Source organism: Streptomyces sp. NPDC002795 (genome assembly GCF_042888725.1).
In the GTDB taxonomy this organism is placed as follows: Bacteria; Actinomycetota; Actinomycetes; order Streptomycetales; family Streptomycetaceae; genus Streptomyces.
In genome coordinates this window covers 511,231-534,963 of the sequence record NZ_JBIAQB010000003.1, presented here as the reverse complement: position 1 = coordinate 534,963, position 23,733 = coordinate 511,231, and the positions used below count along the sequence as shown (strand labels likewise).

At 70.1% G+C, this 23,733-nt stretch carries 27 protein-coding genes and 1 pseudogene; 14 read left to right on the top strand and 14 right to left on the bottom strand.

Annotation, left to right across the window (positions count from 1 at the left end; all coding sequences use genetic code 11):
• Positions 1–5: 5 nt before the first annotated feature.
• Entirely contained in the window at positions 6–1,559 is a 1,554-nt protein-coding gene (locus ACFYWS_RS11820; protein WP_389273256.1) for an ABC transporter substrate-binding protein, read from the bottom strand.
• 122 nt (positions 1,560–1,681) lie between these two features.
• Between ACFYWS_RS11820 and ACFYWS_RS11815 the strand changes: the two genes are divergently transcribed.
• The 10 genes from ACFYWS_RS11815 to ACFYWS_RS11770 all read left to right on the top strand — a co-directional run bounded on the left by ACFYWS_RS11815 (position 1,682) and on the right by ACFYWS_RS11770 (position 10,970).
• Positions 1,682–3,115 carry an amidase gene (locus ACFYWS_RS11815; protein ID WP_389273253.1) on the top strand — a complete coding sequence of 478 codons (1,434 nt, stop codon included), beginning with the start codon at positions 1,682–1,684 and terminating at the stop codon, positions 3,113–3,115.
• Positions 3,112–3,873, top strand: a complete 762-nt coding sequence (locus tag ACFYWS_RS11810; protein ID WP_389273250.1) for a FadR/GntR family transcriptional regulator — start codon at positions 3,112–3,114, stop codon at positions 3,871–3,873. The genes ACFYWS_RS11815 and ACFYWS_RS11810 overlap by 4 nt, the downstream gene beginning before the upstream one ends.
• 157 nt (positions 3,874–4,030) lie before the next feature.
• Positions 4,031–4,189: an acyl-CoA dehydrogenase family protein gene (locus ACFYWS_RS11805; RefSeq protein ID WP_389273247.1), complete on the top strand. Its 159-nt coding sequence runs from the start codon at positions 4,031–4,033 to the stop codon at positions 4,187–4,189.
• Between the two features lie 263 nt (positions 4,190–4,452).
• Positions 4,453–5,667: an ATP-binding protein gene (locus ACFYWS_RS11800; RefSeq protein WP_389273244.1), complete on the top strand. Its 1,215-nt coding sequence runs from the start codon at positions 4,453–4,455 to the stop codon at positions 5,665–5,667.
• A 17-nt stretch (positions 5,668–5,684) separates the two neighbouring features.
• Positions 5,685–6,494 carry a roadblock/LC7 domain-containing protein gene (locus ACFYWS_RS11795; RefSeq protein WP_389274084.1) on the top strand — a complete coding sequence of 270 codons (810 nt, stop codon included), beginning with the start codon at positions 5,685–5,687 and terminating at the stop codon, positions 6,492–6,494.
• Positions 6,487–6,870, top strand: a complete 384-nt coding sequence (locus tag ACFYWS_RS11790; protein WP_389273241.1) for a DUF742 domain-containing protein — start codon at positions 6,487–6,489, stop codon at positions 6,868–6,870. The genes ACFYWS_RS11795 and ACFYWS_RS11790 overlap by 8 nt, the downstream gene beginning before the upstream one ends.
• Before the next feature lie 2 nt (positions 6,871–6,872).
• A complete protein-coding gene (locus ACFYWS_RS11785; RefSeq protein WP_389274081.1) occupies positions 6,873–7,436 on the top strand; it encodes an ATP/GTP-binding protein in 564 nt (187 codons plus the stop codon).
• Positions 7,437–7,444: 8 nt separating this feature from the next.
• The gene (locus ACFYWS_RS11780) at positions 7,445–8,875 is read left to right on the top strand and encodes a cytochrome P450 (protein WP_389273238.1); all 1,431 of its coding nucleotides are present in this window, start codon (positions 7,445–7,447) and stop codon (positions 8,873–8,875) included.
• A gap of 89 nt (positions 8,876–8,964) precedes the next feature.
• Positions 8,965–10,215, top strand: a complete 1,251-nt coding sequence (locus ACFYWS_RS11775; protein WP_389273235.1) for a cytochrome P450 — start codon at positions 8,965–8,967, stop codon at positions 10,213–10,215.
• Positions 10,212–10,970 carry an enoyl-CoA hydratase/isomerase family protein gene (locus tag ACFYWS_RS11770; protein ID WP_389273232.1) on the top strand — a complete coding sequence of 253 codons (759 nt, stop codon included), beginning with the start codon at positions 10,212–10,214 and terminating at the stop codon, positions 10,968–10,970. Before ACFYWS_RS11775 ends, ACFYWS_RS11770 begins: the two co-directional genes overlap by 4 nt.
• A 119-nt stretch (positions 10,971–11,089) precedes the next feature.
• Here the strand turns inward: ACFYWS_RS11770 and ACFYWS_RS11765 are convergent, their stop codons facing one another.
• The gene (locus ACFYWS_RS11765) at positions 11,090–11,284 is read right to left on the bottom strand and encodes a hypothetical protein (protein ID WP_389273229.1); all 195 of its coding nucleotides are present in this window, start codon (positions 11,282–11,284) and stop codon (positions 11,090–11,092) included.
• A gap of 352 nt (positions 11,285–11,636) precedes the next feature.
• Here ACFYWS_RS11765 and ACFYWS_RS11760 point away from each other — a divergent pair.
• Both ACFYWS_RS11760 and ACFYWS_RS11755 read left to right on the top strand, forming a co-directional pair.
• Positions 11,637–11,888 (top strand): annotated as a pseudogene (locus tag ACFYWS_RS11760) (aldehyde dehydrogenase family protein); the annotation flags it as partial.
• A gap of 94 nt (positions 11,889–11,982) precedes the next feature.
• Positions 11,983–12,141 carry an aldehyde dehydrogenase family protein gene (locus ACFYWS_RS11755; protein WP_389273226.1) on the top strand — a complete coding sequence of 53 codons (159 nt, stop codon included), beginning with the start codon at positions 11,983–11,985 and terminating at the stop codon, positions 12,139–12,141.
• A 17-nt stretch (positions 12,142–12,158) separates the two neighbouring features.
• Here the strand turns inward: ACFYWS_RS11755 and ACFYWS_RS11750 are convergent, their stop codons facing one another.
• A complete protein-coding gene (locus tag ACFYWS_RS11750) occupies positions 12,159–13,613 on the bottom strand; it encodes a DHA2 family efflux MFS transporter permease subunit (protein ID WP_389273223.1) in 1,455 nt (484 codons plus the stop codon).
• A 24-nt stretch (positions 13,614–13,637) separates the two neighbouring features.
• Here ACFYWS_RS11750 and ACFYWS_RS11745 point away from each other — a divergent pair, with 24 nt between their 5' ends.
• Positions 13,638–14,102 (top strand): MerR family transcriptional regulator, encoded by a 465-nt coding sequence (locus ACFYWS_RS11745; protein ID WP_389273220.1) that lies wholly within the window; start codon positions 13,638–13,640, stop codon positions 14,100–14,102.
• Here ACFYWS_RS11745 and ACFYWS_RS11740 read toward each other — a convergent pair whose 3' ends face one another.
• From ACFYWS_RS11740 to ACFYWS_RS11710, 7 genes are all read right to left on the bottom strand, one after another.
• Positions 14,103–14,882, bottom strand: a complete 780-nt coding sequence (locus ACFYWS_RS11740) for an SDR family NAD(P)-dependent oxidoreductase (protein WP_389273218.1) — start codon at positions 14,880–14,882, stop codon at positions 14,103–14,105. It lies immediately after the preceding gene.
• Positions 14,879–15,241: a hypothetical protein gene (locus tag ACFYWS_RS11735; RefSeq protein ID WP_389273215.1), complete on the bottom strand. Its 363-nt coding sequence runs from the start codon at positions 15,239–15,241 to the stop codon at positions 14,879–14,881. Before ACFYWS_RS11735 ends, ACFYWS_RS11740 begins: the two co-directional genes overlap by 4 nt.
• Positions 15,242–15,284: 43 nt before the next feature.
• The gene (locus tag ACFYWS_RS11730) at positions 15,285–16,430 is read right to left on the bottom strand and encodes an acyl-CoA dehydrogenase family protein (RefSeq protein ID WP_389273212.1); all 1,146 of its coding nucleotides are present in this window, start codon (positions 16,428–16,430) and stop codon (positions 15,285–15,287) included.
• 126 nt (positions 16,431–16,556) lie between these two features.
• The gene (locus tag ACFYWS_RS11725; protein ID WP_389273209.1) at positions 16,557–18,059 is read right to left on the bottom strand and encodes an ATP-binding protein; all 1,503 of its coding nucleotides are present in this window, start codon (positions 18,057–18,059) and stop codon (positions 16,557–16,559) included.
• Positions 18,060–18,065: 6 nt separating this feature from the next.
• Complete coding sequence (locus tag ACFYWS_RS11720) at positions 18,066–18,698, bottom strand: response regulator transcription factor (RefSeq protein ID WP_389273206.1); 633 nt, start codon at positions 18,696–18,698, stop codon at positions 18,066–18,068.
• The gene (locus ACFYWS_RS11715; RefSeq protein WP_389273203.1) at positions 18,695–18,943 is read right to left on the bottom strand and encodes a hypothetical protein; all 249 of its coding nucleotides are present in this window, start codon (positions 18,941–18,943) and stop codon (positions 18,695–18,697) included. Before ACFYWS_RS11715 ends, ACFYWS_RS11720 begins: the two co-directional genes overlap by 4 nt.
• A complete protein-coding gene (locus tag ACFYWS_RS11710) occupies positions 18,943–19,092 on the bottom strand; it encodes a hypothetical protein (RefSeq protein WP_389273201.1) in 150 nt (49 codons plus the stop codon). The genes ACFYWS_RS11715 and ACFYWS_RS11710 overlap by 1 nt, the downstream gene beginning before the upstream one ends.
• 61 nt (positions 19,093–19,153) lie before the next feature.
• On the opposite strand from ACFYWS_RS11710, the gene ACFYWS_RS11705 reads away from it, so the two are divergent.
• Positions 19,154–19,792 carry a helix-turn-helix domain-containing protein gene (locus ACFYWS_RS11705; protein WP_389273198.1) on the top strand — a complete coding sequence of 213 codons (639 nt, stop codon included), beginning with the start codon at positions 19,154–19,156 and terminating at the stop codon, positions 19,790–19,792.
• On the opposite strand, the gene ACFYWS_RS11700 is transcribed toward ACFYWS_RS11705, so the two are convergent.
• From ACFYWS_RS11700 to ACFYWS_RS11685, 4 genes are all read right to left on the bottom strand, one after another.
• Positions 19,692–20,231: a flavin reductase gene (locus ACFYWS_RS11700; protein ID WP_389273195.1), complete on the bottom strand. Its 540-nt coding sequence runs from the start codon at positions 20,229–20,231 to the stop codon at positions 19,692–19,694. The two genes, ACFYWS_RS11705 and ACFYWS_RS11700, sit on opposite strands and share 101 nt — an antisense overlap.
• 221 nt (positions 20,232–20,452) lie before the next feature.
• Complete coding sequence (locus ACFYWS_RS11695) at positions 20,453–21,832, bottom strand: aminopeptidase C (RefSeq protein WP_389273193.1); 1,380 nt, start codon at positions 21,830–21,832, stop codon at positions 20,453–20,455.
• Positions 21,833–21,969: 137 nt separating this feature from the next.
• On the bottom strand, positions 21,970–22,356 hold the full coding sequence (locus tag ACFYWS_RS11690) for a VOC family protein (protein WP_389273192.1): 387 nt from the start codon (positions 22,354–22,356) through the stop codon (positions 21,970–21,972).
• Between the two features lie 72 nt (positions 22,357–22,428).
• The gene (locus tag ACFYWS_RS11685; RefSeq protein WP_389273190.1) at positions 22,429–23,727 is read right to left on the bottom strand and encodes an aminotransferase class V-fold PLP-dependent enzyme; all 1,299 of its coding nucleotides are present in this window, start codon (positions 23,725–23,727) and stop codon (positions 22,429–22,431) included.
• Positions 23,728–23,733: the final 6 nt, after the last annotated feature.

The window sequence follows — 23,733 nt, the reverse complement described above, 5'->3', positions numbered from 1 at the left end:
GCCTTTCAGGATCCGTCGGTCCGGCCGGACCGGCTCAGGCCGGTGAGGTCCAGGGATTCGGTGACGCTGTTGACCGGAAGGCCGGTGATGTCCGCGTCCGCCACCATCAGGTTCGGCAGCAGGAACAGCCAGTCGGCGGCGGCGTCCTTCGAGAGTGTCCGGGCGGCCGCACGCATCTTGGCGGTCTGCTCCTTCTGGCTGCCGGTGTCCGCCTTCGCGAGGAGATCGCGGAACGCGGGGTTGTCGTAGCGGGTGTAGTAGTTCTTGTCGCCGAACACGGCGGGCATGTCGCGGGGTTCGACATGCGACATGATCGTCATGTCGTAGTCGGCGTTCTTGAACACCGTCGACAGCCAGGCCGCGGGGAACTCCAGCTGGCTCAACTCGACCTTGAATCCGGCCTGTTCGAGCTGGCTCTTGACGACGGTGCCGCAGGCGGTGGCGTACGGCAGTGTCGGAATCCGCAGCCGCAGTGTGTGCCCGGCCTCACCCGACTCCTTGAGGAGCCTGCGCGCCTTGTCCCGGTCGTACGGGTACAGGTCGGTGAGGTCCTGGTACCAGGGGTCGGTCGGCGGCGCCATGCTCCCGATGAGCTTGCCGCGCCCGCCCCAGCAGGTGTCGACGAGGGCCTGGTGGTCGATGGCGTGACGGACGGCCTGTCGGGCCTTCCTGCTCTTCATGGGGCCTGACCCGTTGTTCAGCGAGAGCATCACCTCGCCGTTGGTCGAGCCCTCGATGACGCGGTACTTGGGGTTGTTCTCGAAGCGGTAGAGGGAGTCGGGTGACTGCATCGCGCCGATGACGTCGATGGTGCCCGTGAGCAGCGCGTTGTTCATCGCCGTCGGGTCCTTGAAGTACTTGAGCGTGACCGTGTCGAAGTGTGGTGCCGGTCCCCAGTAGTCCGGGCGGCGGGCGAGGGTGAGTGAGTCGCCCCGGTTCCACCTCTTCAGTTCGTACGGTCCGGTGCCGACCGGGTCGGTGGCCAGCTTGTCGACGCCGGTGCGGCTGAACATGGCGCCGGTGCGGGTGGCCATCCGGTACAGCCAGTCGTTGCTGGGCCGCTTCAGTGTCACCTTCAACTCGTCGCGGGACACGGCTTGTACGCGGTTCACGACGCTCATCTGGGCCTTGAGCGCCACGGTCCACTTGGGGACGACGCGCTCGATGGAGAACTTGGCGTCCTCGGCGGTGAACGGTGCGCCGTTGCTGAACTTCGCGTTCTTGGTGAGGTGGAAGGTGTACGTCCTGCGGTCCTTCGACAGCTCCCACGACCTCGCGAGCGCGGGCCGGATGGTGCCGTGCTGGTCGAGCTTCACGAGGTTCTCGTAGACGTTGTAGAGCAGCGCCTGTGGGATGGCGGCGCCGTCGGTCTTCGTGAAGTCGAGGTTGGCGGGTTCGGCGGTGACGCCGATCGCGAGGGAGTCGCCGGGGCCCTCGGGGCGGGACCCCGCGGCGGTGGATCCGGCGGAGCAGGCCGTGGCCGACAGCAGGAGGCAGCAGGCCAGCAGGGACGCGGGCGTCCGGGCGGGGCGCCGCCCGCGTCGTCGGTCCTTGCTCATGCACGACACCTTCCGCCGTAACTGGCCTGACCAGTAAGCTCACTTGACAGGTACCGTGACGACTGAGTCGATGCCTGTCAAGAGGGCGGTGCCTGTCCACCGGTCTGAAGGAGAGGGTGCGGATGTACAGCGAACAGGGCCTGGCCACCATGTCCGCCGTCGAGATGACCGCCCGTTTCGCCGATCGCACGGTGTCACCGGTCGAGGTGCACGACGCCGTGCAGTCGGTGATCGAGGCGCGCGAGGGTGTGCTCAACGCGTTCTGGGTGCGGGATCCCGCGGAGTCCCGCAAGGCGGCAGCGGCGAGCGAGGCGCGTTGGGCGGCCGGGGAGCCGCTGGGGCCGATCGACGGTGTGCCGGTGACCCTCAAGGAGAACATCGCCCGCAGAGGCGTCCCGATGCCTTCGGGCAACGCGGGAGTGGAGCCGGTCGTCCCCGACCGGGACGCGCCGATCACCGAACGGGTCCTGGAATCAGGTGGATCGGTCCTCGGCTCGACCGTCATGCCCGACTGGGGCATGCTCTCCTCCGGTGTCTCCAGCCGGCACGGCATCACCCGCAGTGCGTGGAACCCGGCCTGGACGACGGGCGGTTCGAGCTCCGGGGCGGGCGCGGCGGCAGCCGGCGGGTACGGGCCGCTGCATGTCGGCTCGGACATCGGCGGCTCGATCCGACTTCCGGGCACGTGGCTGGGCCTTGCCACCCTCAAGCCGAGCGACGGCCGAGTCCCCCTGGACACACCGTACTTGGGGCGGGCCGCGGGTCCCATGGCGCGCACGGTCGCCGACCTGGCCCTGCTCATGCGGGTCCTGAGCAGGCCCGACCCGCGCGACTGGACGAGCCTGCCGCCGCAGGACATCGACTGGTCGCGGGCGGCCGGGGACGTGCGCGGGCTGCGGGTCGGCCTGCACCTGGACGCGGGCTGCGGAGGCCCGCGCGACCCGGAGGTGGTCGAGGCCGTGCGCCGGGCGGCGGACGTCTTCGAGTCGGCGGGAGCGACGGTCGAACCGGTGGAGCCGTTCATGTCCCAGCAACTCCTGGACGACCTCGACCTGTTCTGGCGGGTGCGCTCCTGGAACGACCTCCGCAAGCTGTCCCCCGAGGCCGCGCTGCGCGTCCACCCGTACATCATGGGCTGGTGCCGCGAGGGCGCCGACGTGCCCGGCACGCGAGTGCTGCACTGCTACCAGCAGATCATGCGCATCCAGTCCCTGACGGTGGCGGCGACACTCCCGTACGACATCGTGCTCTCGCCGGTGGCACCCGTGGCGGCGTTCGCGGCGGAGCAGCCGATGCCGTTCATGGAACCCGGCAAGACCATGTCGCACATCGGCTTCACCGCCCCGTACAACATGTCCGGGCAGCCCGCCGCGACGGTCAACTGCGCCTTCACGGCGGACGGCCGGCCCGTCGGCGTGCAGATCTCGGGGCGCCGCTTCGACGACCTGGGCGTCCTCCGGGCAGCGTCCTGGTACGAGCGCAATCGCCCGGCCGAGGCGGTCCCGCGGTGGCCGGACGACAGCGCCCTTCGTGGCGATCAGGGGGAGGCGCCGTGACGACGGACGGGGCACGGTTCCAGCGGGTCGCGCCGGTCCGCCTCTACCAGCGCATCGTGGAACAGATCGAGCAGGCGATCGCCTCCGGCGACCTGAAGCCGGGCCAACGCCTGCCCAGCGAGCGGGAGTTGGTGACCCAGTTCGGCGCGAGCCGCCCCACCGTACGCGAGGCGCTGCGCGTTCTGGAGAGCGACGGGCTGATCCGGTCCCGCCACGGCGACCCGCACGGTCCGGAAGTCTTGCCGTTCACCACGGCGGGCCTGGCCAAGGAGATGACACGCCTGGCCCGCTTCGAGCGCATCTCGATGGCCGAGCTGGTGTCGTTCCGCATGATCCTCGACGGCTCGGCGAGCCAGCTCGCGGCGCGTCTGCGCACGGACGCCGAACTGTCCGCGATGGAGGAGACGGTGACAGCGATGGCGCACGCCATCGACGCGGGCTACGAGGAGTTCAGCACGGCGGACGTGGCGTTCCACGAGGTGGTGGCGAGGGCCAGCCGCAACGCGCTGATAGAGGTCTCCAACCAGGTCGCCCGCGGCGCGGTCCTCACCCTGATCGCCGACAAGGTGGCCCACGCGGACAACCGCCAGGCCCTCATGCGCACCTCGCTCCGCCACCACCAGGAGGTTCTGGAGGCCATCCGCACCCGCGACGGCCTGGCGGCGGCGCGCATCTCACGGCGGACCCTGTACGACTACTACGCGGGGTATGTGCCGGAGGAGGAGCGGGGGCCGTTGCTGGCGCTGGTGGACCGGTGACCCGTCCGGCGACAGTGCGCCACGCCGTCGTATGTGGAACGACCCCGGAACGACCCTGGGGCGCTGGTGTTTTCGCGGCCGGAGGTGGTCAGGTCAGGAAGCGGAATGTTGATCACCGGTCGTACGGAGAAGAGGCTGCACCATGGACGCCCATGTCATGACGGCACGTCATGAGGAGCTCCGGGCGGAGGTGCGGTCGTTCGCCGAGGAGAAGATCGCGCCTCGCGTGGCCGATATGGAGGCCTCTCGCGACGTCGAGTTCGAGCTGGCGCGGCTGATCGCGCGGCAGGGGCGGATCGGCGTCACGGCTTCCTGAGATAGAGGAGTGTGTCGGGCGGCAAGCAGGGGCGTGCTGGCTGGAATTGATCTAGGTGTGGCGAGAACACTTCTGATGCGGAGGCGGCTGGTCCGTGTTCTCCAACAGAGTGGAATGGCAGGCGGGTTGAGTGCGAGAAGCCCTGATAGCATCCCCGCGGCGATCTTGATCAACTCATTCCGCGTGCCGACTTGACATGGCCCGGGGGATGAGGACGGGGGTACGGGTCGCCTGTTCTACTTGCCCGTGCCAAGAGAGGCGCCATGACACACGCACTTGTGTGGTTCCTGGGTGCAATTGCGCTGATATCCGTCGTCGCTGTCGTTGTACTCATTGCCCGCAGCCGAGCGCTGGCCGAGAAGAGACGCCAGAGCGAGACAGAGCTGAACCAGAAGCTGAACCAGGCCCACGAGACCCTCAGGCTGAAACAGGCCGAGCTGAACCGGGCCACGACCGAGCGCGACAGCGTGATCACCGAGGCACGTGCGGCCGCAGAAGACAGCACTAAGTCGGTCCTCAAGGGTGCGGCGAGCTTCCTGCAGAGCCTCGCTGCCGAACAGACCGCGCTCCTGGACAAGGTGCAGCGCAAGCACGGCGGCCACGAGGTCCTCAACGACCTCCTCGACGTCCACCACGCGAATGCCCAGATGGCACGGAAGGCCCAGGGCATCGCGGTGATGTGTGGGGCGCCACTGGGCCGCCGCAACCGCCCCGCCAGCGTCTACGACGTAGTACGCAACGCCCAGGGCCAGATCCGCAACTTCCAGCGCGTGTCGATCATGCAGCAGACCGGCCTGGCCCTCAAGGCATCCGCGGTCGCCCCGGTCGCCCTCGCCGTCGCCGAACTGCTGGACAACGCGGCGAGCTTCTCGCAGCAGGACGCCCCGATCGAGGTGACCTTCCAACGCGTCCAGGGCAACCTCTGCATCGTCATCGACGACGCCGGCGTGAGCATGAGCGACGAAGACCGCCAGCGGGCCACTTCCTTGCTGTCCGGCGACGAACCTCCGCGACTGCAGCAGCTGGGCACGCAACCGAAGTTCGGCTTCCCGGTGATCAGCCTGATCGCCCGTCAGTACGGCTTCAAGGTCGACGTCACCGGCGTGTCCCGCTACGGCGGCGTGCGGGCCGTCGTGCTGCTCCCCGAAGAGCTGTGGACCATGGAAGAGGCGGCCCCCAAGCCCGCACCGACGCCAGCCATGCCTGCGCCGGCCGAGCCCACCGCGCCCGCTCTGGTGTCGCAGGGACCAAGCCCGTCCGAAGCGGCACGTGAGCACACCGCGAACGGGCTGCCCAAGCGTGCTTCCCGACAGACGCCAGCCACACGACCAATCGCCAGCACCGTGCCCCGCCCGGTGGACGGCGCGAAGCAGAGCGGGCCCAGAGGGTCAAGCCGGGGGCTCGGCGCGTTCCAGCGCGGCACCCAAGAAGCTCGCGCCGGCGAAGCCTCTCAGAATGAAGGGTCTGATGACCGGTGAGCGCTGACCTGTCATGGATGCTCGATGACATCGTCAAGAACGTGATCGGAGCGCGCCATGCCGTGCTGCTGTCCGCCGACGGACTTCCCCGCGCTTCCACCGAAGGCCTGACCGAGAAAGAACTGAGCACCATCTCCACGGCCATGTCCGGGATCCAAGCACTGAGCCGGGCCACCGCGCCGTTTGTCGGGAGCGCACCGAACGCAGCGTGGACGCAGACGATCATTGAGCTTGAGCACGGATGGATCTTCCTGATCGGTGCCGGGCAGGGCGCCTACCTGGCGGCCGCCGCGGAGCCCGATGTGGACATGCAGCAGATCAGCTACCGCATGCACCGGCTGGTCGCCCGGCTGGGACACAACATGACCTCTGCCCCGCGCGTGGACTCACCCCAGAGCGGCCGTCACGGCCGACAGGAGTTGGCGCCCGGCGAGGAGACCGCCGAGGTGCTGAGCTACCTCGACCACGCGCTCGCCGAAGTGCACGGCGCCCGCCACGCAGTGCTCCTGGGCGGAGACGGCTTGCCGCGGGGTGCCACCACGGGCCTGCCGCGCGATCTTGCCGACAGGATCTCTGCGGCGATGACGGCCATTCACGCCAACAGCCGGGCCGCCGGCCAGTTCGCCGGCCCTGCCGCGACCGTGGTGTGGCGGCAGACGGCCATCGAGTTCCAGCACGGGTGGATCGTCCTCATCGCGGCGGGAGACGGTGCCCTCGTTGCGGCCTCTGCCGACCACGACTGCAATATCGAGCAACTGACCGCCCGACTGCACGAGGTGGAGCCCAAGATGGCCGCCGCGGTCGGCAGGATGCCGGGCCATGTCTGAGCCCACCGACCCGGGGCCCGTGGTGACGTCCGACCTCGTGCCACTCTTTGTGATCACGGGCGGGCGGACGCTGCCTCCGCAGCACGAGTACGAACACACCGCGATGGTGACCTCGGCCGAGGGGACCGAGACAGCCCTCCGCACCCTGACGCCAGAGGCCCGCACTGTCATGGACCTGGTCGCTGAAGGGTTCCTGTCCGTCGCCGAGGTCGCCGGACACACCCAGCTCCCGGTCGGCGTCGTGCGCATCCTCCTGGCCCAACTCGCTGAGGCCGGCCTGCTCGTCGTACGCAAGCCGGTCCCGGCCAGCGAACAAGTGGACATGGACGTCGTCAGCGCTGTCCTCACCGGCCTGCAGAAGAAATTCGGAGCGTGAGCGTGTACCTCGATCCAACTGTCACCCAGGCAGTGAAGATCCTCGTCGTCGGCCACTTCGGCGTGGGGAAAACGACATGCATCGGCAGCCTTTCGGAGATCAAGCCGCTGCGGACCGAAGAGCAGATCACCGTGGCGAGCGTCGGCCTCGACGACCTCTCGAGCACACCGAACAAGACGACCACCACCGTGGCGATGGACTTCGGCCGACTCACCCTCTCCAAGGAGTTGGTCCTCTACCTGTTCGGCACACCCGGCCAGGAACGATTCTCAGAAATGTGGGAGGACCTCTCACGCGGTGCACTGGGCGCGCTGGTCCTGGTCGACCCCGACCGTATCGACGAGTCCTTCGCCGTCCTCGACCTCGTGGAGTCCTTCGGCCTCACCTACACGATCGGCGTGAACTCCTTCGAGGGCAACGCCCAGTACGAGCTCAAGGAAGTGCGCGAGGCACTGAACCTCGAGCCCCAGACACCGATCGTGCGGTGCGACGTGCGCGACGAGCGCTCCTCCGCCGAGGCCCTGATCACCCTCGTGCAGCACCTCATGACCCAGCTCGCCGCCTAGGAGCCAGAATGCCCCAGCCGACCGACCCCCGCTCGATACCGCCCGGCTGCCCCGCACACACCCAAGGCGGCAACACCCCGCTCTACGGGCCCGACTTCGCGGCGAACCCAGAGGCCTACTACGCACACCTGCGCGCACAAGGCCCCAGCGCACCTGTCGACATCGCCCCCGGCGTCGAGGTCGAGCTCGTCACGAGCTACGACGCCGCCCTGCACATCTTGCAGAACCCCGCGACCTTCCCACGGGACTCACGCCACTGGAACGCGCTGAACGAGGGGCGGGTGCCGGCCGACAGCCCGGCCCTGCCGATGATGGCCTACCGGCCCAACGCCCTGTTCTCCGACGGCGCCGACCACGCGAAACTGCGTCAAGCGGTCACCGCCGCGCTGGCCACCGTCGACGAGCGGGCCCTGATCCGCCAGACCCAGGACTCCGCCGACTACCTCATCAGCGGCTTCAGCTCGGACCTGGACGGCAGCGCCGACCTCATGGCCGAATACGCCGGCCCCCTGCCGCTGCTCGTGTTCTCCCACCTGTTCGGCTGCCCGCCCGACATCGGCGACCGGGTCATCCGAGGAATCTCCGGCATCTTCGAGGGCACCGCCGGCGCCGACGTGACTCTCAACCAGGCGCTCGCCGAGCTGATCGCGCTCAAGCACCGCCGACCGGGCGAGGACCTCACCACCGAACTGATCCGCCAGCACGCGCTCGTCACCCAAGATCCGGCCGAGGCGGACGAGGCCGTCCTCCACCAACTCGTCACGCTACTGTCCGGCGGCACCGCACCACTCTCCGCGGCCATCGGCACCAGCGCCGCCCTCTACCTCGGCAAGGACTGGCCCACCGGCCTTCCGGTCGAGGACGCCGTCTCCCAGGCACTGTGGTCGTACGCACCGATCGCCAACTACGCCGGGCACTACCCGGCCGTGGACATCGAGCTCGGCGAGCGAACGCTGCGCGCCGGCGACCCGGTCCTCATCTCGTTCGCCGCAGCCAACACCGACCCCGGGCTGACCGAACACCGCGCGCGGCTGAACTCCAAGGCCCATCTCGCCTTCGGGGCCGGCCCCCACGCATGCCCGGCGAAGGACCCCGCCCTGCTCATCGCGGTGACAGCGGTCGAGCTGCTGCGCAACCGGCTGCCCGACGTGGAGCTGGAGGAGCCGCTCGAAGCGCTGGAGTGGGTGCCCTCACCGTGGAGCCGCGCGCTGAGCCAGCTGCCCGTCAACTTCACCCCGCGGACCATACCCAAGGCCCCCGTCGCCCCCGAGCCCGCGGCCCCGGTGGCACACCAGCCCACACCCGGACCCAATCTGCCCGCGGCCGAACCACATGCCTCCGTTTCGACCGGGTTCAGCGCCACGGACGAGCCCGGGCAGGGCAAAAAGCGCAAGGGGGGACTGTTCAGCGGATTCATGGCATGGGTCAGGGGCGAGTGACGCAGGCAACTCCACTTTCCTGCAGTGTGATTGGATACTCAAATGATCTTGTGGGTATTCATGCCGACTGATGCTCGGGAAGGAGCACAGTGGGACTCGCCTTACTGCCGCAGGATCTTCGCCGCGCCACCGTCAGAACTTTCTCGCGCCTGCGCACCACGCAGGGGCAATCCGACCCTCTCCCGTTCTACGCCGAACTCGCCGCCCCAGGACCGGTCAGCCCCGCTCCCTGGGGCGGCCACCTGATCACTGGCTTCGCCGAGTGCGACCAGGTCCTGCGCGACCGGAACTGGATCGAGCCCGACCGGCGCTGGCGCGAGAAGCAAGGGCAGGGGACCCGCTGGATGGCTCCCTCCTCCCAGGAGATGAGCCACACGCTGCCCACCCTCAACGGCGCTGAGCACACCCGAGTACGCCGTGCCGCCGGCGGCTTCGACCGCAGCTCCATCGAACGCCTCCGCCCGGTCATCACGGCCGCCACCGACCGACTCCTGGACGCGCTGCACGAACGCCTCCTCGACGGAGAACCCGCAGACTTCACCGCTCTGGTCGGTGAAGAACTACCCATCGCCACCGTCGGTCGCTGGCTCGGCTTGCCCAGCGCCGACTGGCCCCGTCTGCGCGAGCTCACCCACGACCAGGTTCACACCCAGGAACTGCTGCCGAGTGCGAGCCAGCTCGCTCAATCCGACGCCGCCACCGTCGAGCTGCGGGACTACTTCACCGACCTCGTCCGCGCACGCCGAGCCCACCCGGGGGACGACCCCGTCTCTCACTGGATCCGCGCATGGGACACGATCGAAGGCGACCGCGACCAGGCCGACCAGCAGGTCTACCACCTGAGCCGCTTCGTCCTGCTGGCTGCGCTGGAGACCACCGCGACGCTCCTGTCCCAGGTCGTCCTCCGTCTCGTCGAACATCCACACCACTGGGACGCGACCGCCGCGGTTCCCGAACTGGCCGCCGGCGCCGTGGAAGAGAGCCTGCGCTTCGACCCGCCCACCCACGTGATCAGTCGCGTCGCCGCCAGCGACATGGCGCTGGCCGGACAGAACGTCCGCGAGGGTGAGATGGTCCACCTCATGATCGGCGCCGCACACCACGACCCGGCCCGCCACAGCGACCCACACCTCTTCAACCCTCGCCGCACACCGGGACACTTGGCATTCAGCGGCGGCAGCCATTACTGCCTGGGCGCCCCCCTTGCCCGCATGGAGGCACAGACCCTCATCACCCACCTCACCCGCCGCATACCCCGCCTCACCCTGACTCGTCCGCCACTCTGGGCACCCCGAGTCGCCTTCCGCCGCCTCCTGAATCTGGACCTCGCCCTCGCATGACCGATGACCCCCAGCCCTCCGAGGGCTACAAGACCCTCCACATCGACCAGGACGGACCCGTCCTGACCGCCCGCCTCCACACCGGCCGCACCGACGCCGTACTCGACGTCGCCGCCATCGACGACCTCCTGAAGCTGCTCGACAGCCTCACCGAGCGCACCGACGTGAAGGTCCTGGTCCTGTCCTCGACAGCCGAAGACTTCTGCCTGGGAGCGGACCGCACCGAGTTCGCCGCCGCCCGCGAGGCCGACCCGACCGGGGCGGCCCTGCGCCGCATCGTCGACAAGGGCTACCGGCTGTGCCAGGCCCTGGAGACCACCGACACCATCACCATCGCCCGCCTCAGCGGCCGGGTCACCGGCGCCGGCCTCGCCCTGGTCTCCTACTTCGACCTCCGGGTCGGCGCCGACACCAGCCGCTACCGCATGCCCGAAGGCGTCCTCGGCCTCCCGCCCGCATGGGGCGGCGCCACCGGCCGCCTCATCACCGAAGTTGGGCTCTCCCGCATCCGCGAACTCATGCTCACCTGCCGTGAGTTCGACGCCGCCACAGCCCACCGCATCGACCTCCTGCACGAAACCGTGCCCGAAGCAGACCTCGACCGCGCCGTCAGCGCCTGGACCCGCTCGCTGAGCCGCCGCTCCCACGAGTCCATGATCGCCACGAAGCGCATGCTGACCGGCTACGCGCGCGCCGACCGGACCGTCGACCTGGGCCCCCTCGACGCCAACCTGCTCACCGCCCACCTCGCCTGAACTCTGCTCCGGGCCGTGCAGCCCGGAGCACCGCAGGTTGCACCTCTCCTCCCCGGGGCCGGATCAGACAGGCCGGGCCCGCCGCCTCCCGGCGTCGGTAGAGGTGCACTGCCGCTCGGTCACGGCTCGACGGTCCAGTAGTCGGTGTCGCTGAAGGGCGGGACATGGTTGGCGGCGTTGCGGCACGCCAGGCCCTCATCCAGTTTCGTCGAGCACTCGACCTCGGCGAAGAGCGTCAGGCTGCCCCGGCGTTCGAGGCCGTAGTGGATGTTCTCGCGGCAGCGGGGGACCGCTTCCCATGGCACCGGCATCATGTGCTCGATCGTGGGAGCCGTCGGGTGGCTCCAGTGGACGGTTCCGCGGTAGGGGACGCTGCCCAGGCAGTGGGCGCATTCCCAAGCGGGCCGACGGGTGCTGCAGAAGAAGAGCGCCCGGCCAGGTCGTCCGATCGTTAAAGACTGTCGGCGACCGCACAACACGTACCCCACCTGCCCGGGACGCGTTCCCCACACCTTCCCCTGCGATGGCGTCGGTGACCTGACGTTCCCGAGCTGTTCCCCGCGCCACGGTGCCTCGGCAGACCCGGTGCGTTCCAGCAGTCCGTGACCCCGGAAGAGATCGAGGCACCCCAGCGAGCGAGCACCTGCGCACGTATCCGCCCTCGGCGTGGCCGGGGTACTACCGGCAAGCTCGGCGAGATCGCGCGGCGCGTCCACAGCGTCCGCGGCCCCTCCTTCGGACCATCAGCGGTCCGCCGCACGGCAAGTGGAGCGACGCGGTCGCCGCCTCTTTGGAGGGCATCGCTCCGCCGGACTCGACCGCGGCTGGTTCCTGGAGCCGACCGTCCTCGCCGACGTCGACAACTCCTGGACCGTGGCCCGCGAGGAGATCTTCGGCCCGGTCCTGTGCGTCATCCCCTACGAGGACGCCGCGGACGCCGTCCGCATCGCCAACGACTCCGACTTCGGGCTCGGCGGCACCCCCGGAGCGCGGCGCGGCCGTCGCCCGCCGCGTGCGCGCCGGCACGATCGGTGTGAACGGTTATCTGCCGGACCCCGTCGCCCCGTTCGGCGGCGCGAAGGCCAGCGGCCGAACGGGCAGCGAGCTGGGTCCCGAGGGACTCGCGGCGTATCTGCGGTACCAGAGCGTGTACGGGGTCGGCGCACGCTGACGCCCGGGCGCGGCCGCTCACGGGTGCGGCGCCTCGGCCGCCGCCCCCACCCGCACGGCCGTGCCGCGCGCCCACGCGCTGGAGGCGATCACGGCGAGGGCGGCGACACCCGTGCCGAGCGCCAGGACGAGCCACCACACGCCGTGTGCGGCGCCGGTGAACTCCGCGCCGCCGCCCGCGAGATGCGGGCCCATCACCGCGCCCGCGACGGCCACGCCCAAGGTGGTTCCGGCCTGCCGTCCGGTGGAGGCCAGCGCCCCGGCCAGACCGGCCATCGAGCGCGGCATACCGGAGATCGCCGAGTTGCTGATGGGCGGGTTGACCGCGCCGACGAAGACACCGAACAACAGGTAGACCGCGAGGACCGCGACCAGCGGGGTGTCCGGGCCGAGCCCCAGCGACAGGCCGCCGCCGAGGGCCAGGGCGCCTCCGGCGATCAGCAACGGGAGCCGGGGGCCGCGCGCACCGACCATGCGCCCGATGCGCCGTGACACCAGGAGCACCGGCACGCCGACCGGGAGCAGGCAGAGTCCGGCCGTGACCGGCGGCAGACCGCGTACGTCCTGCAAGTACTGGGTGGTGACGAACAGGAACGCGCCGAACCCGCACAGCGCCAGGAGCGCCGTCACGATCGCCGAGCTGAACGGCACGCTGCGGAACAGGCGCAGCTCCAACAGCGGCTCGCCGCACCGCAGTTCGTATCCGATGAGGCCTGCCGTGCCGAACGCGGCGAGCGCGAGAAGCCCGAGGATGGGCCAAGAGGTCCAGCCGAGCGCCCCGGACTCGATGATCGCGTAGACGACGCTGCCCAGGACCACGACGATCAGCACCTGTCCGACGGGGTCGAACCGGCGGGCGCGGCCGGCGCGGGACTCGGGCACGTACAGCGCGGAGCACACGATCGCCACCGCCACGATCGGGACGTTGACCCAGAAGACGGACCGCCAGCCGAACGTGTCGACCAGACCGCCGCCGACGATCGGGCCGAGCGCGAGGGCGAGGCCCGACATCGAGGTGAACACGCCGATGGCGCGGGCCCGTTCGGCGGCGTCGGTGTAGGTGTTCGCGACGATCGCCATGGCCACAGGGTTGAGCATCGTGCCACCGACGGCCTGCACGGCACGCGCGGCGATGAGCCAGCCGATGCCCGGCGCGAGGCCGCACAGCAGCGAGCCGAGGCCGAACGCGGCCAGACCGCACATGAAGATCCTTCGGCGACCGAACCGGTCGGCGGTGGATCCGGCCAGGACGAGGAACGCGGCCAGCACCAAGGTGTAGGCGTCGACCGTCCACTGCAGGCCGGACTCGGAGGCGTGCAGGTCGCGGCGGATCGCGGGAAGCGCGACGTTGACGATGGAGATGTCCATCACGACGACCACGATGCTGAGGCAACAGATCGCCAGGACAAGGGACTTGCGGCGTGGGCCCGGGTCGCCGACCGCCGCCGTGGGAGAGCGCAAGGAGGAACTCATGACCGCGACGCTAGAATTGAGAGCGTGCTCGAAATCAAGCCCGAATCCGCGTACGGAGCCATCCCCGCAGCAGGCGTGAGCATCGCCGAGGCGGCCCGCCGCACCGGGGTCAGCGTGCACACCTTGCGCTATTACGAGCGGGCGGGCCTGGTCGTCAGCCCCGTCGACCGCACCAGTACCAATCGCCGCCGGTACCGGGAGCTCGACCTCAAGTGGATCGTCGTCTGCGCCAAACTGCGCGCCACCGGCATGCCCATCCGCGGCATCCGCGTCTACGCGGAACTGGTCGCCGCCGGTCCTGGCAACGAGGCGGAGCGCCTGGCGCTGCTTGAGGCCCATCGCGCCGAGGTGCTGGCCAAGTTGGCGGAGACCCGGGAGAACCTGAAGATGATCGACCACAAGATCGATGTCTACCGGGACAGCATGGCCGCGGGCGAGGCCGACCGGTTGTGGGCCCCGGTGGCCCCGGTCGACCCCCGGCTGCCGTGATCACCGCATGAACAGCCCCCCGTTGGCGTCCCAGCACGCGCCGGTCACCGTGTCGGCGTGCTCGGCGGAGAGCAGGACGACCATGTCGGCGATGAACTGCGGGCGGCCGAGGCGGCCCACCGGGATCACCGTCTCCATCTGCGCGAGCTTCTCCGGGTCCACGGTGCGGCGCACCACCGGGAGGTCCTGCGGGCCCGGCGAGACGGCGTTGACCGTGACGCCGCGCGGGCCGAGGTCCCGGGCGAAGACCTTGGTGAGGGTGGCGACGCCACCCTTGGCCGCCGCGTAGTGGGCGCCGGTCGCCGTGCCGCCGTTCTGGCCCGCGAGCGAGCCGAGGTTGACGATGCGTCCGTAGCCGCGCTCGGCGAAGTACGAACCGAACACCTGGCAGCCGAAGAAGGTGCCGTGCATGTTGGTCTCCACGACGGCGGCGAAGCTCTCCGGGGTGATGTCCATGAGTGACTCGACCTTGGAGTGCCCGGCGTTGTTCACGAGGACGTGCACCGCGCCCCACCGTTCGACGAGACGGTCGCGGGCGCGCGCGAAGGCGTCCTTGTCGCGGACGTCGAGGGCGAGGCCGATGGCGTTCTCGCCGGTGGGGTCGAGTTCGGCCGCCGCCTTGGTGGCAGCGTCCTCGTCCAGGTCGGTCAGGGCGACCCGGTACCCGTGATCGTAGAAGCGCGCGGCGATGCAGCCACCGAGGCCGCCGGCCGCACCGGTGACCAGGACCACGCGGTGCGTGTCGTCCTCCCAGCGCTCCCCCACACCCTCCGGGCTCACTTCGTCACGTCCGGGAGCGGACGGCCGACGCGGGCCTCGATCTTCATGTACCGCCACAGGCCGTGCTCGCCGACCTGCACGGTACGGAAGAGGTTGCAGGCCGCGGCGACGGTCGGCTGGTCCACGACGTCGGCGAGGACGTAGCTGGTCCAGGGCCAGGAGCCGGAGGGGCCGACCATGTGCTGGTCGTCGTCGATGGTGCCGATGACATTGACGCCCGGCAGTTCGTGCAGCTGTCGGAGCATGCTGGTGAAACCGTCCCAGACCGCCTTGCCCTGGCCGGTCGGCAGGTCGAAGAAGTTCTGGTTGACGCCGATGCAGAACAGCGTCCGCAGGGGTGCCTGGGGGGAAGCGGACATGTGGGTCACACCTTTCGTGAACAGGATTCAGAAATAACGGGGTTCAGAGATAGCCGGGGAACGGGTCGACGCCCATGAGCACCGCCCCCGCCCCGTCGTACAGGCCCTCTTGCAGGAACGCGTGCTGCGGCACGACGGAGGCGTCCCGCAGATAGCGCTGCATCGGGCTGCCGTCCGCGATGGCCCGGATGCCCGCGAGCTGGTAGGCGGCGCGGGCGACGTCGAAGGATTCCTGCGCGAGGGCGGTGGAGGCGAGGCGCAGCAGGCTCGCCTGGTGGGCGGTGGCCGGATCGCCGCTCAGCACGGTCTCCCACACTTCTTCGGTGATCTCGTAGAAGAAGGCGCGGGCCGAACGCAGCCGGGCCTCCGCCCGCCCCACCGCGATCCGGTACGCGGCACGGTCGGCCGCGACGGGCCCTCCGGTGTAACTGGCGCGTCCGCCCTCCGTGATGACCTGGTCGAGCGCGGCCCGCGCCACGCCGAGGCCGACGACGGCGAGGACCTGCGCCGCGTACGGCACGGCCGGGTAGCGGTACAGCGGTTCGTCGACGGTCGGCTCGCCGCCGCGGACGAAGGTCCACTCCTCGGGCACGACGACCCCGTCGACGGCGAGGTCGTGGCTGCCGGTGCCGCGCATCCCGATGACGTCCCAGTTCTCGACGATCTCGACGTCCTCGGGGCGCAGCACCGCGGTGCGCGGCCGGCCCGCCCGGTCCTCGCCCACCTTGATGCCGACGCCGAGGACGTCGGCGCCCTTGCAGCCGCTCGCGAACTTCCAGCGGCCGGAGACCCGGTAGCCGCCGTCGACCTGTTCGGCGCTCTGGACGGGGAAGAGGCCGCCGGCGAAGGCGACATCGGGCCCGTCCGCGTAAAGCCGCTCCTGGGTCTCCAGCGGCAGCGCCGCGAGGTAGATCAGGGAGGAGCCGAAACTCGCGACCCAGCCGGCCGATCCGTCGACCCGCGATATCCGCTCGATCAGGCGCAGGAATGCGGCCGGTGGCAGCGGTTCACCGCCGAAACGCCGAGGCGCGCCGGCGCGGTAGAGGCCCGCCTTCTTGAATTCGGTGATCATGTCGCGCGGCACGTGCCGCGCGGTCTCGAATTCCGCCCTGCGCTCGGCCACCAGGTCCAGCACGTGCTCGAAGGCCGCGTCGGTGGAGGTCGAGAGCGGATCCAGCGTCTGCGTCATGAGTAATTCCCCTGCCTGGCCTGCGAGTTGATCGCTCGAACTCGATGCACCCATCACGCTATGCGCGGTCACGGTGCGCCAACAATTGGGAATGGCTGGCGGAACGTAGGGGATTTCCCTGATCGTTTACGCGCCCGTGCCCCGCAGCGGCAGCCTGAACCGGAAGACGGTGCCGCGCGGGGAGTTCGGGAACGCCTCGATCTCGCCGCCGTGGCGGGTGATGATGCGATGGCTCAGGGCGAGGCCGATGCCGTGGCCGTTGCCCTTCGAGGTGAACACCCCGTCGAAGATCCGCCCGCCCTGCTGCGTCGGCAGGCCGCCGCCGGTGTCGCGCACCTCGACCTCGGCGTGGTCGGCGCCCCTGCGGGTGGCGATGGTGACCTCGCCGGGCCGGTCGGGCCAACGGGCTATCTCTTCCAGGGCGTTGAAGGCGAGGTTCATGACGACCTGCCCGATGAGCACCTTCTCGCAGCTGACGGGCAGGTCCGCTGTCGTGCGTTCCCATCGCACGGCGATGTGGTGTGCCCTGGCCCTTACGTCGACGAAGTACGCGCAGTCGGCGACGATCTCGTTCAGGTCGACGGAGCGTTTCGCGTCCTCCAGGCGCACCACGTAGGCGCGCAGGCTCGACAGGATCGTGGAGGCGCGGTCGAGTTGGCGGGTGGCGTGGTCCAGGCCCCAGCGCAGCGGCCCGGATTCGGGGGTGTCGTCGATGCGGCCGAGGGCGCCCGCGACGAAGTTGTGGGCGGCGGCGATGGGCTGGCTGACCTCGTGGGCGATGGCCATCGCCATGTCACCCATGGCGTTGTAGCGGGCGAGGTGGTTGAGGTACTGGGCGTCGCGCCGGTGTTCCTCCTCGGTGTGCACCGTGTCGGTGATGTCGTGGAAGAGGAGGAGCAGGCCCCGCAGGTCGTTCTCGATGTCGATGTACTGGCTGCGCGCCGCGAACCAGCGGTCGGGGCCGCCGCCCGCGCCGTCGGAGACCGACAGGCGGTAGCGGGCGTCGGTGGGCCGGCCTCCCCGTGAGGTGTCCTTCAGTACGTCGCGCAGGACGGCTCCGGAGTCGGCCGCGAGGAACGCGGTGAAGTCCGTGCCGAGCAGGTCGTCGGGGTCCCGGTCGAGCAGGATGCCGGCCGATTCGCCCGCGAAGGAGATCCGGCCGTCGTCGTCGAGGACGACGATGCCCTCGTCGAGGTTGCGCAGGAACGCCTGCAGCCGGGCCTCGGTGCGGGTCAGGTCACGCCGTGTGGCCTTCTCCTCGGCGATGTCGCGGAACTGCACCATGACGACGGGTCCGAACGACAGCTCCACGCGCACGGCGAGCGCCTCGCTGAGGATGTCCGTGCCGGACTTCGACCGGTAGCACCATTCGATGCGGCTGCGGCCCTCGTCGGCGGCCCGCTGGAGCCAGGCGACGCCGATGTGCCGCGCGTACTGCGCCGCGTTGGAGCTCATGTCGGGGGCCTTGAGCGGCTTGAGTTCGTCGAGGGTGAAGCCGAGCGCGGTGCGCGCGGCGGGGTTGGCCCACAGGATGTCCTTGGTGTGTGCGTCGTGCACCAGGACGCAGTGGTCGATGACCTCGAAGAGGCGGGCCAGGTCGGGGCAGGCGAGGTCGGCGGTGGCGGGCATCGGGTGTCACACCTCTTCGGGGCGCAGGCCGCAGCGCATCATGTCGCCGATGAGCGCGCCGAGGGTGTCGGCGTCCGTCTTCTCGCGGATGCGCGCACGGTGGGCGTCGACCGTCTTCAGGCTGATGCCGAGTTGGCGCGCGATCACCTTGCTGGGGACGCCCTCGACGACCTGGCGCAGGATCTCGCGTTCGCGCGGGCTGAGATGGGTGATCCGCTCGCTCAGGGAGCGCTGCTCGGCTCGGAGCGCGTAGCGCTCGCCGGCTACCCGCAGGGCGTTCTGCAGGATGTCCAGCAGCCGCTGAGGATCGTAGGGCTTCTCCAGGAAGTCGACGGCTCCGGCCTGCAGCGCGCGCACCGACATGGGGATGTCTCCGTGCGCGGACACGAACACGATGGGCAGTGCGGCGCCCCGGGCGTTGAGGAGTTCCTGTACGCGGAATCCGCCGATGCCCGGCATACGTACGTCGAGGACGAGGCAGGCCGGGCGGTCCGGGTCGAAGGCGTCGAGGAAGGCGTCGGCGTCGGTGAACCACTCGGTCCTGATGTGCACGGACTCCAGCAACCAGGCCAGGGAGAGGCACAGTTGCTCGTCGTCGTCGAGCACATAGACGAGGTCGGCCGCCGGTTCACCTGTCATGGTTCCTCGCTTCCTTCGTACGTACACACCTCCGCGCCGCCCGGCCGCAGGAGGCCGAGGACCACGGTCGGCTCCAGGACCAGCGTCGTGCTGCCGGACGCGGAGACCAGGGTCGTGAAGTTGCGCAGCGCCAGTACCGTCGCGCCGCACAGCAGGGCGAGCACGGTGTGCCAGATCCTTTCATCGAGCCGGGTCCTGCGGAAGAACACGATCACGGACACCGAGGTGAGCAGGTGGGGCAGCATCAGCGCGAGCACACTGACGCCGCCGGCACCGGGTCGGCCCCGGCGACGGCGAACGGCACGACGAGGACGGCGGCGAGCACCGTCTGCGCCAGGCTCGCCGCGTAGTGCGCCCCGTGCCGGTTGGTGCGGGCGAGCCGGCGGGGCAGCACGCCGGCTCGGCCGAGGGAGTGATACGCGTTCCGCTACGACACCGCCTTCCGCACGGTGCTGATGCTGGTGCCGCGGGCGATGCTGCCGGTGCGGCCCGAGGCGGTGCCCGCGGCGGCCGGCCTCGCGGACGGGGCGGCGTCGCTGATGACGGCGCTGGTGTCGGAGCGACTCGACCGTGCGGCGCCCGCGGAGCCGGGGCACGCGATGATGCTGCGGATCCGCGCGCACATCGACAGCCACCTCCCGGACCCGGGGCTCACCCCGGACTCGATCGCCGGGGCGCACGGGATCTCCCGCCGCTGTCTGTTCAAGCTGTTCGCCGCCGAGGACCTCACCGTCGCGGGCTGGATCCGGACGCGCCGTCTGGAGCGGTGCGCGCGGGATCTGGCGAGTCCGGCGGCGGCGCGGCAGCCCATCGGCATGATCGCCGCGCGCTGGGGGCTGCTGGACGGCCGCCGCTTCAGCCGGGTGTTCAAGACGGCGTACGGCTGCACGCCGCGCGATTTCCGCCGCCGCGCACTCGCGGAGCGGGCCCCTCACGGCCGCATCGGCACGCGGGCCGACGGGGAGCTCTCCACGCGTGCGCGGGCAGCGCCCGTCACGCGGTCAGTGACGTCGGGATCGCGTGGAACTGCCGACGGAAGTAGACCAGCGCGCCCGCCCCGTCCTCGCCGACGAGCACCCGCTCCGCCTCGATGAACATCACGGTGTGCGAACCGCGTTCGGCGGTGCCGGTGACGCGCCCGACGATCGAGGCGGCGGAGCCCTTGAGCACCGGCACGTCGGCCAGCGTGTGGTCCCATACGTCGCCGCAGGCCGCGAAGCGTTCCTCGGCGGGTTCGCCGCCGGCGAAGGCCTTGGCGACGTCGGCGTGGTCGGGGCCGAGGACGTTGACGCAGACCCGCCCGTTCTCCGTGAACAGGTCGTGGCTGCGGCTGGACTGGTTGATGCAGACGAGCATGGTGGGCGGGTCGTCGGTGACGGAGCAGGCCGCGCTCACCGTGATGCCGGCGCGACCGCGCGGTCCGTCCGTGGTGACGATGTTGACGCCTGCGGAGAGGTTCGCCATCGCGTCACGGAACGATCGTTGGTTCGAGGTGAGTTGGTCCACCGCTGCCCTGCGTGTCACGGGTGTCATGGCTGCCACGGTAGGGCGCGGCGGGTGGCCCGCGATATCGAGAGTTCCTTCGCACCCGTTAAGGATTTCCCCTATGCCGGGCGCCGGGCGGGCTTGACCGGTGGCGGAGCGTCGGTCCTGCGGGAAGCGAAGGCATCGTCACCGGTGCCGTATGTCGCACACCCGGGCCCGGAGGCCGTGGTCATGTCCCCGGACTCGCCGGTGCTCCCCTGACGACCGGATCAGTCGGCCAGCGCCCCCATCGGGTCCCAGGCCGGCAGCACGATCGGCGGCTCGTCGAGGGCGGCGGAGAGCTCCGGCGGGAGGGAGGAGCGGCGGACGGCGACCTCGAAGACGTACTCGCCGAACCACGAGTCGTTCATGGTCCAGAAGCCCTTGTCTGCCTTCTCCTCGCCCCAGCTGTTCTCGACACGCCAGCGGCGCGGCGCGCCGTCCACGACGTCGACGCCGGTGAAGAGCATCGCGTGCGTCATCTGCGTCTCGTGGTGGAGGAGCCGGTCCGCCTTGTCGAGCTCGAACGACGCGTCGTAGACGGCCTCGTAGTCGAAGAGTTCGGCGTCCCAGATGCCGAGGTCGGGGCGCATCTGCCGGCCGACGTCGCAGCCGAACCAGACCGGTTCGCCGCCCACGACGGCCTCCATGCTGAGGCGCTTGAGCAGGTCGATGTCCACGTTGAGGTAGACCACGGGCGGGGCCTCGACGATGTTGCCCAGGTGCTCGACGGTGAAGGTGCGGCCGGCCGGGCTCGACTCGCGCGGATCGTGAACAAGACAGACGTACTCGTCGAGGGGTATGCGCACATACGCCTCGGCGAACTCGGTCGGTGTCATCCAGCCGTCGCGGTGGAACTCCTGGTCCTTGTCCCGCCACTGCCACAGGAAGTTCCGCGGTGGTGTGCCGAGGTGGATGCTGAGCACGCGGTGGACGGCGCCGAGCACCTCCGCCTTACGGGCGCGCTGCGCCTCCACCCCCTCGGCCGTCGCGCGGCGCAGATCGCGGGCGCCCTGCCGGAGCAGGCTCATCAGGGCGCGGTTCATCGGCCCGGTCGCCGACGAGCTCTCGGTCTCCGGCATCGCCGACTTGGGCACCAGTCCGTGCTTGGCGACCAGCGCCACGAACATGTTCCACTGCCCGCCGTCGCTGATCGGGTCGCCGAGCAGGCGTGCCACCGTACGGTCGTCGACATCGCGGTCGGAGGTGGCGATGACGCTCTCGAGGAAGTGGTTCGCGCGCTCGAACTTGTCCCACCACAGCATGTAGTTCTGGGAGAACTCGAAGTCCTTCACGCCGAGCTTCTCCGCGGCGCCGACACGCAGCAGGTTGAGTCCGGCGAACATCCAACAGCGGCCGCTGCGCTTCTGGTTGGTGACCTTCCAGTCGTCCAGGTGGTGCGAGACGGAATGGTCGATGGCGGTGACGATCCGCCGGTCCAGGGCGATGTCGTCCACCGTCGTCTGCGTCACGGCGTTCTGCATCAGCCGGTTGGCGGGACGGGCCGCGAACTCCTTCTCGTAGGCCTCGAGTTGTGCCGGAGTGAGACTGCGGCCGCTGTCGGCCGAGGCGTCGGCGGGCTGAGAGGTGTGGGCGTGTCCGAGCGTCACGGTATCCGCTTCCCAATTCTCGAATCGGCCCGTGCTCGCGCGGGGCCTGGGCAGGTAAAAGGGGCAACGCGCTCTCACCGTCGCACGGCCGTTCTAGCCAGTCAACGGACCGGTGAGGAAGCCCGCAGGTCCCGCACTCAGCCCTCGGCGTCCTGCGGGTACCAGCGGAGTTCGACAGTGTTCCCGTCCGGATCCCTGACGTACACGGACTGCGCCTGCCCCCGCGCACCCCAGCGCGGCACCGGCCCCTCCAGGACGTCGAACGCTCCCGAGTCGATGACCTCCTGCCAGTCCAGGGGGTCGACGACGAGGCAGAAGTGATCGACGTTGGCCTCGACCCGCGCGGTGGCGAACAGGTCGATGACCGTACTGCCGTCGATCCGCACGGACGGGAACGGCACCTTCCCGGCCCGCCACTCCTCCACCCTCTCGGGCTCGAGCCCCAGCCGGCCGCTGTAGAACTCGAGCGACGTCTCCACGTCGGCCACGTTCAGCACCAAATGATCGAGAGCTTTGACTCGCATGGGCACGGTCCCCGTCTCTGTCGGTCGCGCGGTCATGCACTGCCTAGCCCAAGGACGGCGCGGCGGCAAGGACTATTCCCCGGCGCGCCCCTTCTCCGCGATCTCCTGCGTCACCCTCAGGAACCGTTCGATCTCCTCCAAGGTGTGGCAGTGCAGCGGGGAGACGCGCACGACGCCCTCCAGGCCCACCGCCCGCAGGATGCGCTCGGAGTACGGGCTGCTCGCCACCCGCTCGTAGACGATGACGCCGCGTTCTTCGTAGGCGCGTACGGCTTCGGTGCAGGGCAGGTCGTCAAAGGTGAGGGGCACGATCAGGTCGCGCGGCAGGGTGGCGGCGCGGTCCGCGAAGTGGACGTGGACGCCGGGCAGTCGGCGCAGCCCTGCCTGGTTGTCCGTGCCGTCCAGGAGGGTGCGCAGGAGGGCCTGTTCGTGAGCGTGGACGGCCCGCATTCCGGCGACGAGCGCGGAGCGGCGGTCGGTGCCGGGTGCGGTGTCACCGACCGCGGCGAGGTAGTCGACGATGGCCGAGAAGCCGGCGTAGACGGCGGGGGCGGAGCTGCCGACGGCCCAGGTGTCGCTGCCCGCGGCGGCGAGCTTGTCGTGCGGGAGGGCCGCGAGGCGGGGCGAGAGGTAGGTGAAGGCGTTGCCGCGGTCGCCGAACATCTTGTACGGGGCGATGTTCACGGCGTCGACACCCCACGCCCGTGCGTCGATGATTCCGTGCGGGGCGTACTGGACGCCGTCGGTGACCACGTACACCTCCGGATTCTTGGCCCGCACCGCCGCCACGACCGCCGCGATGTCGGTGACGGCTCCGGTGATGTTGGAGGTGGCGATGACGGAGACCAACGAGGTGCCCGCGTCGACCAGCGCGGCGACGGCTCGCGGGTCGATGCCACCGGTCCCCTGGTCGGCCGGCGCGACGCGGAACTCCTGACCGGTGCGTTCGGCGTGGAGCGTGCAGGCGTCGTAGGAGGAGGGGTGTTCGAGGGCCGTCGTGACGATGTTCGTGCCAGGGACGTGGTCGGTGATGACGCGGACGAGCGCGAACATGGCCTGGGACGCCGTGGCGGTGGGCAGCAGGGCCCCGTCGCGGTGACCGCCGAAGAAGGCGAGCAGGTCCTCCTCACCCTGCTTCTGTACGCGGGCGAGGCCCCGGGCGACGCGTGTGGGCCGGGAGTTGCTGTCGGGCGAGAGGGATATGTCCAGTGCGCGCTCGGCGGCGGCGCGCAGGCGCAGCGAGCCACCCGAGTTCTCGAAGAAGAGCCGGTCCGTGCCGTGCACGTCCCGTTCCAGGTGGGCGAATTGTTCGCGTACGAACGTCATGGTCCGGGCGGAGAAGGGGCGCGCTTCGGGGGTGGTGCGGGACACGGGTGG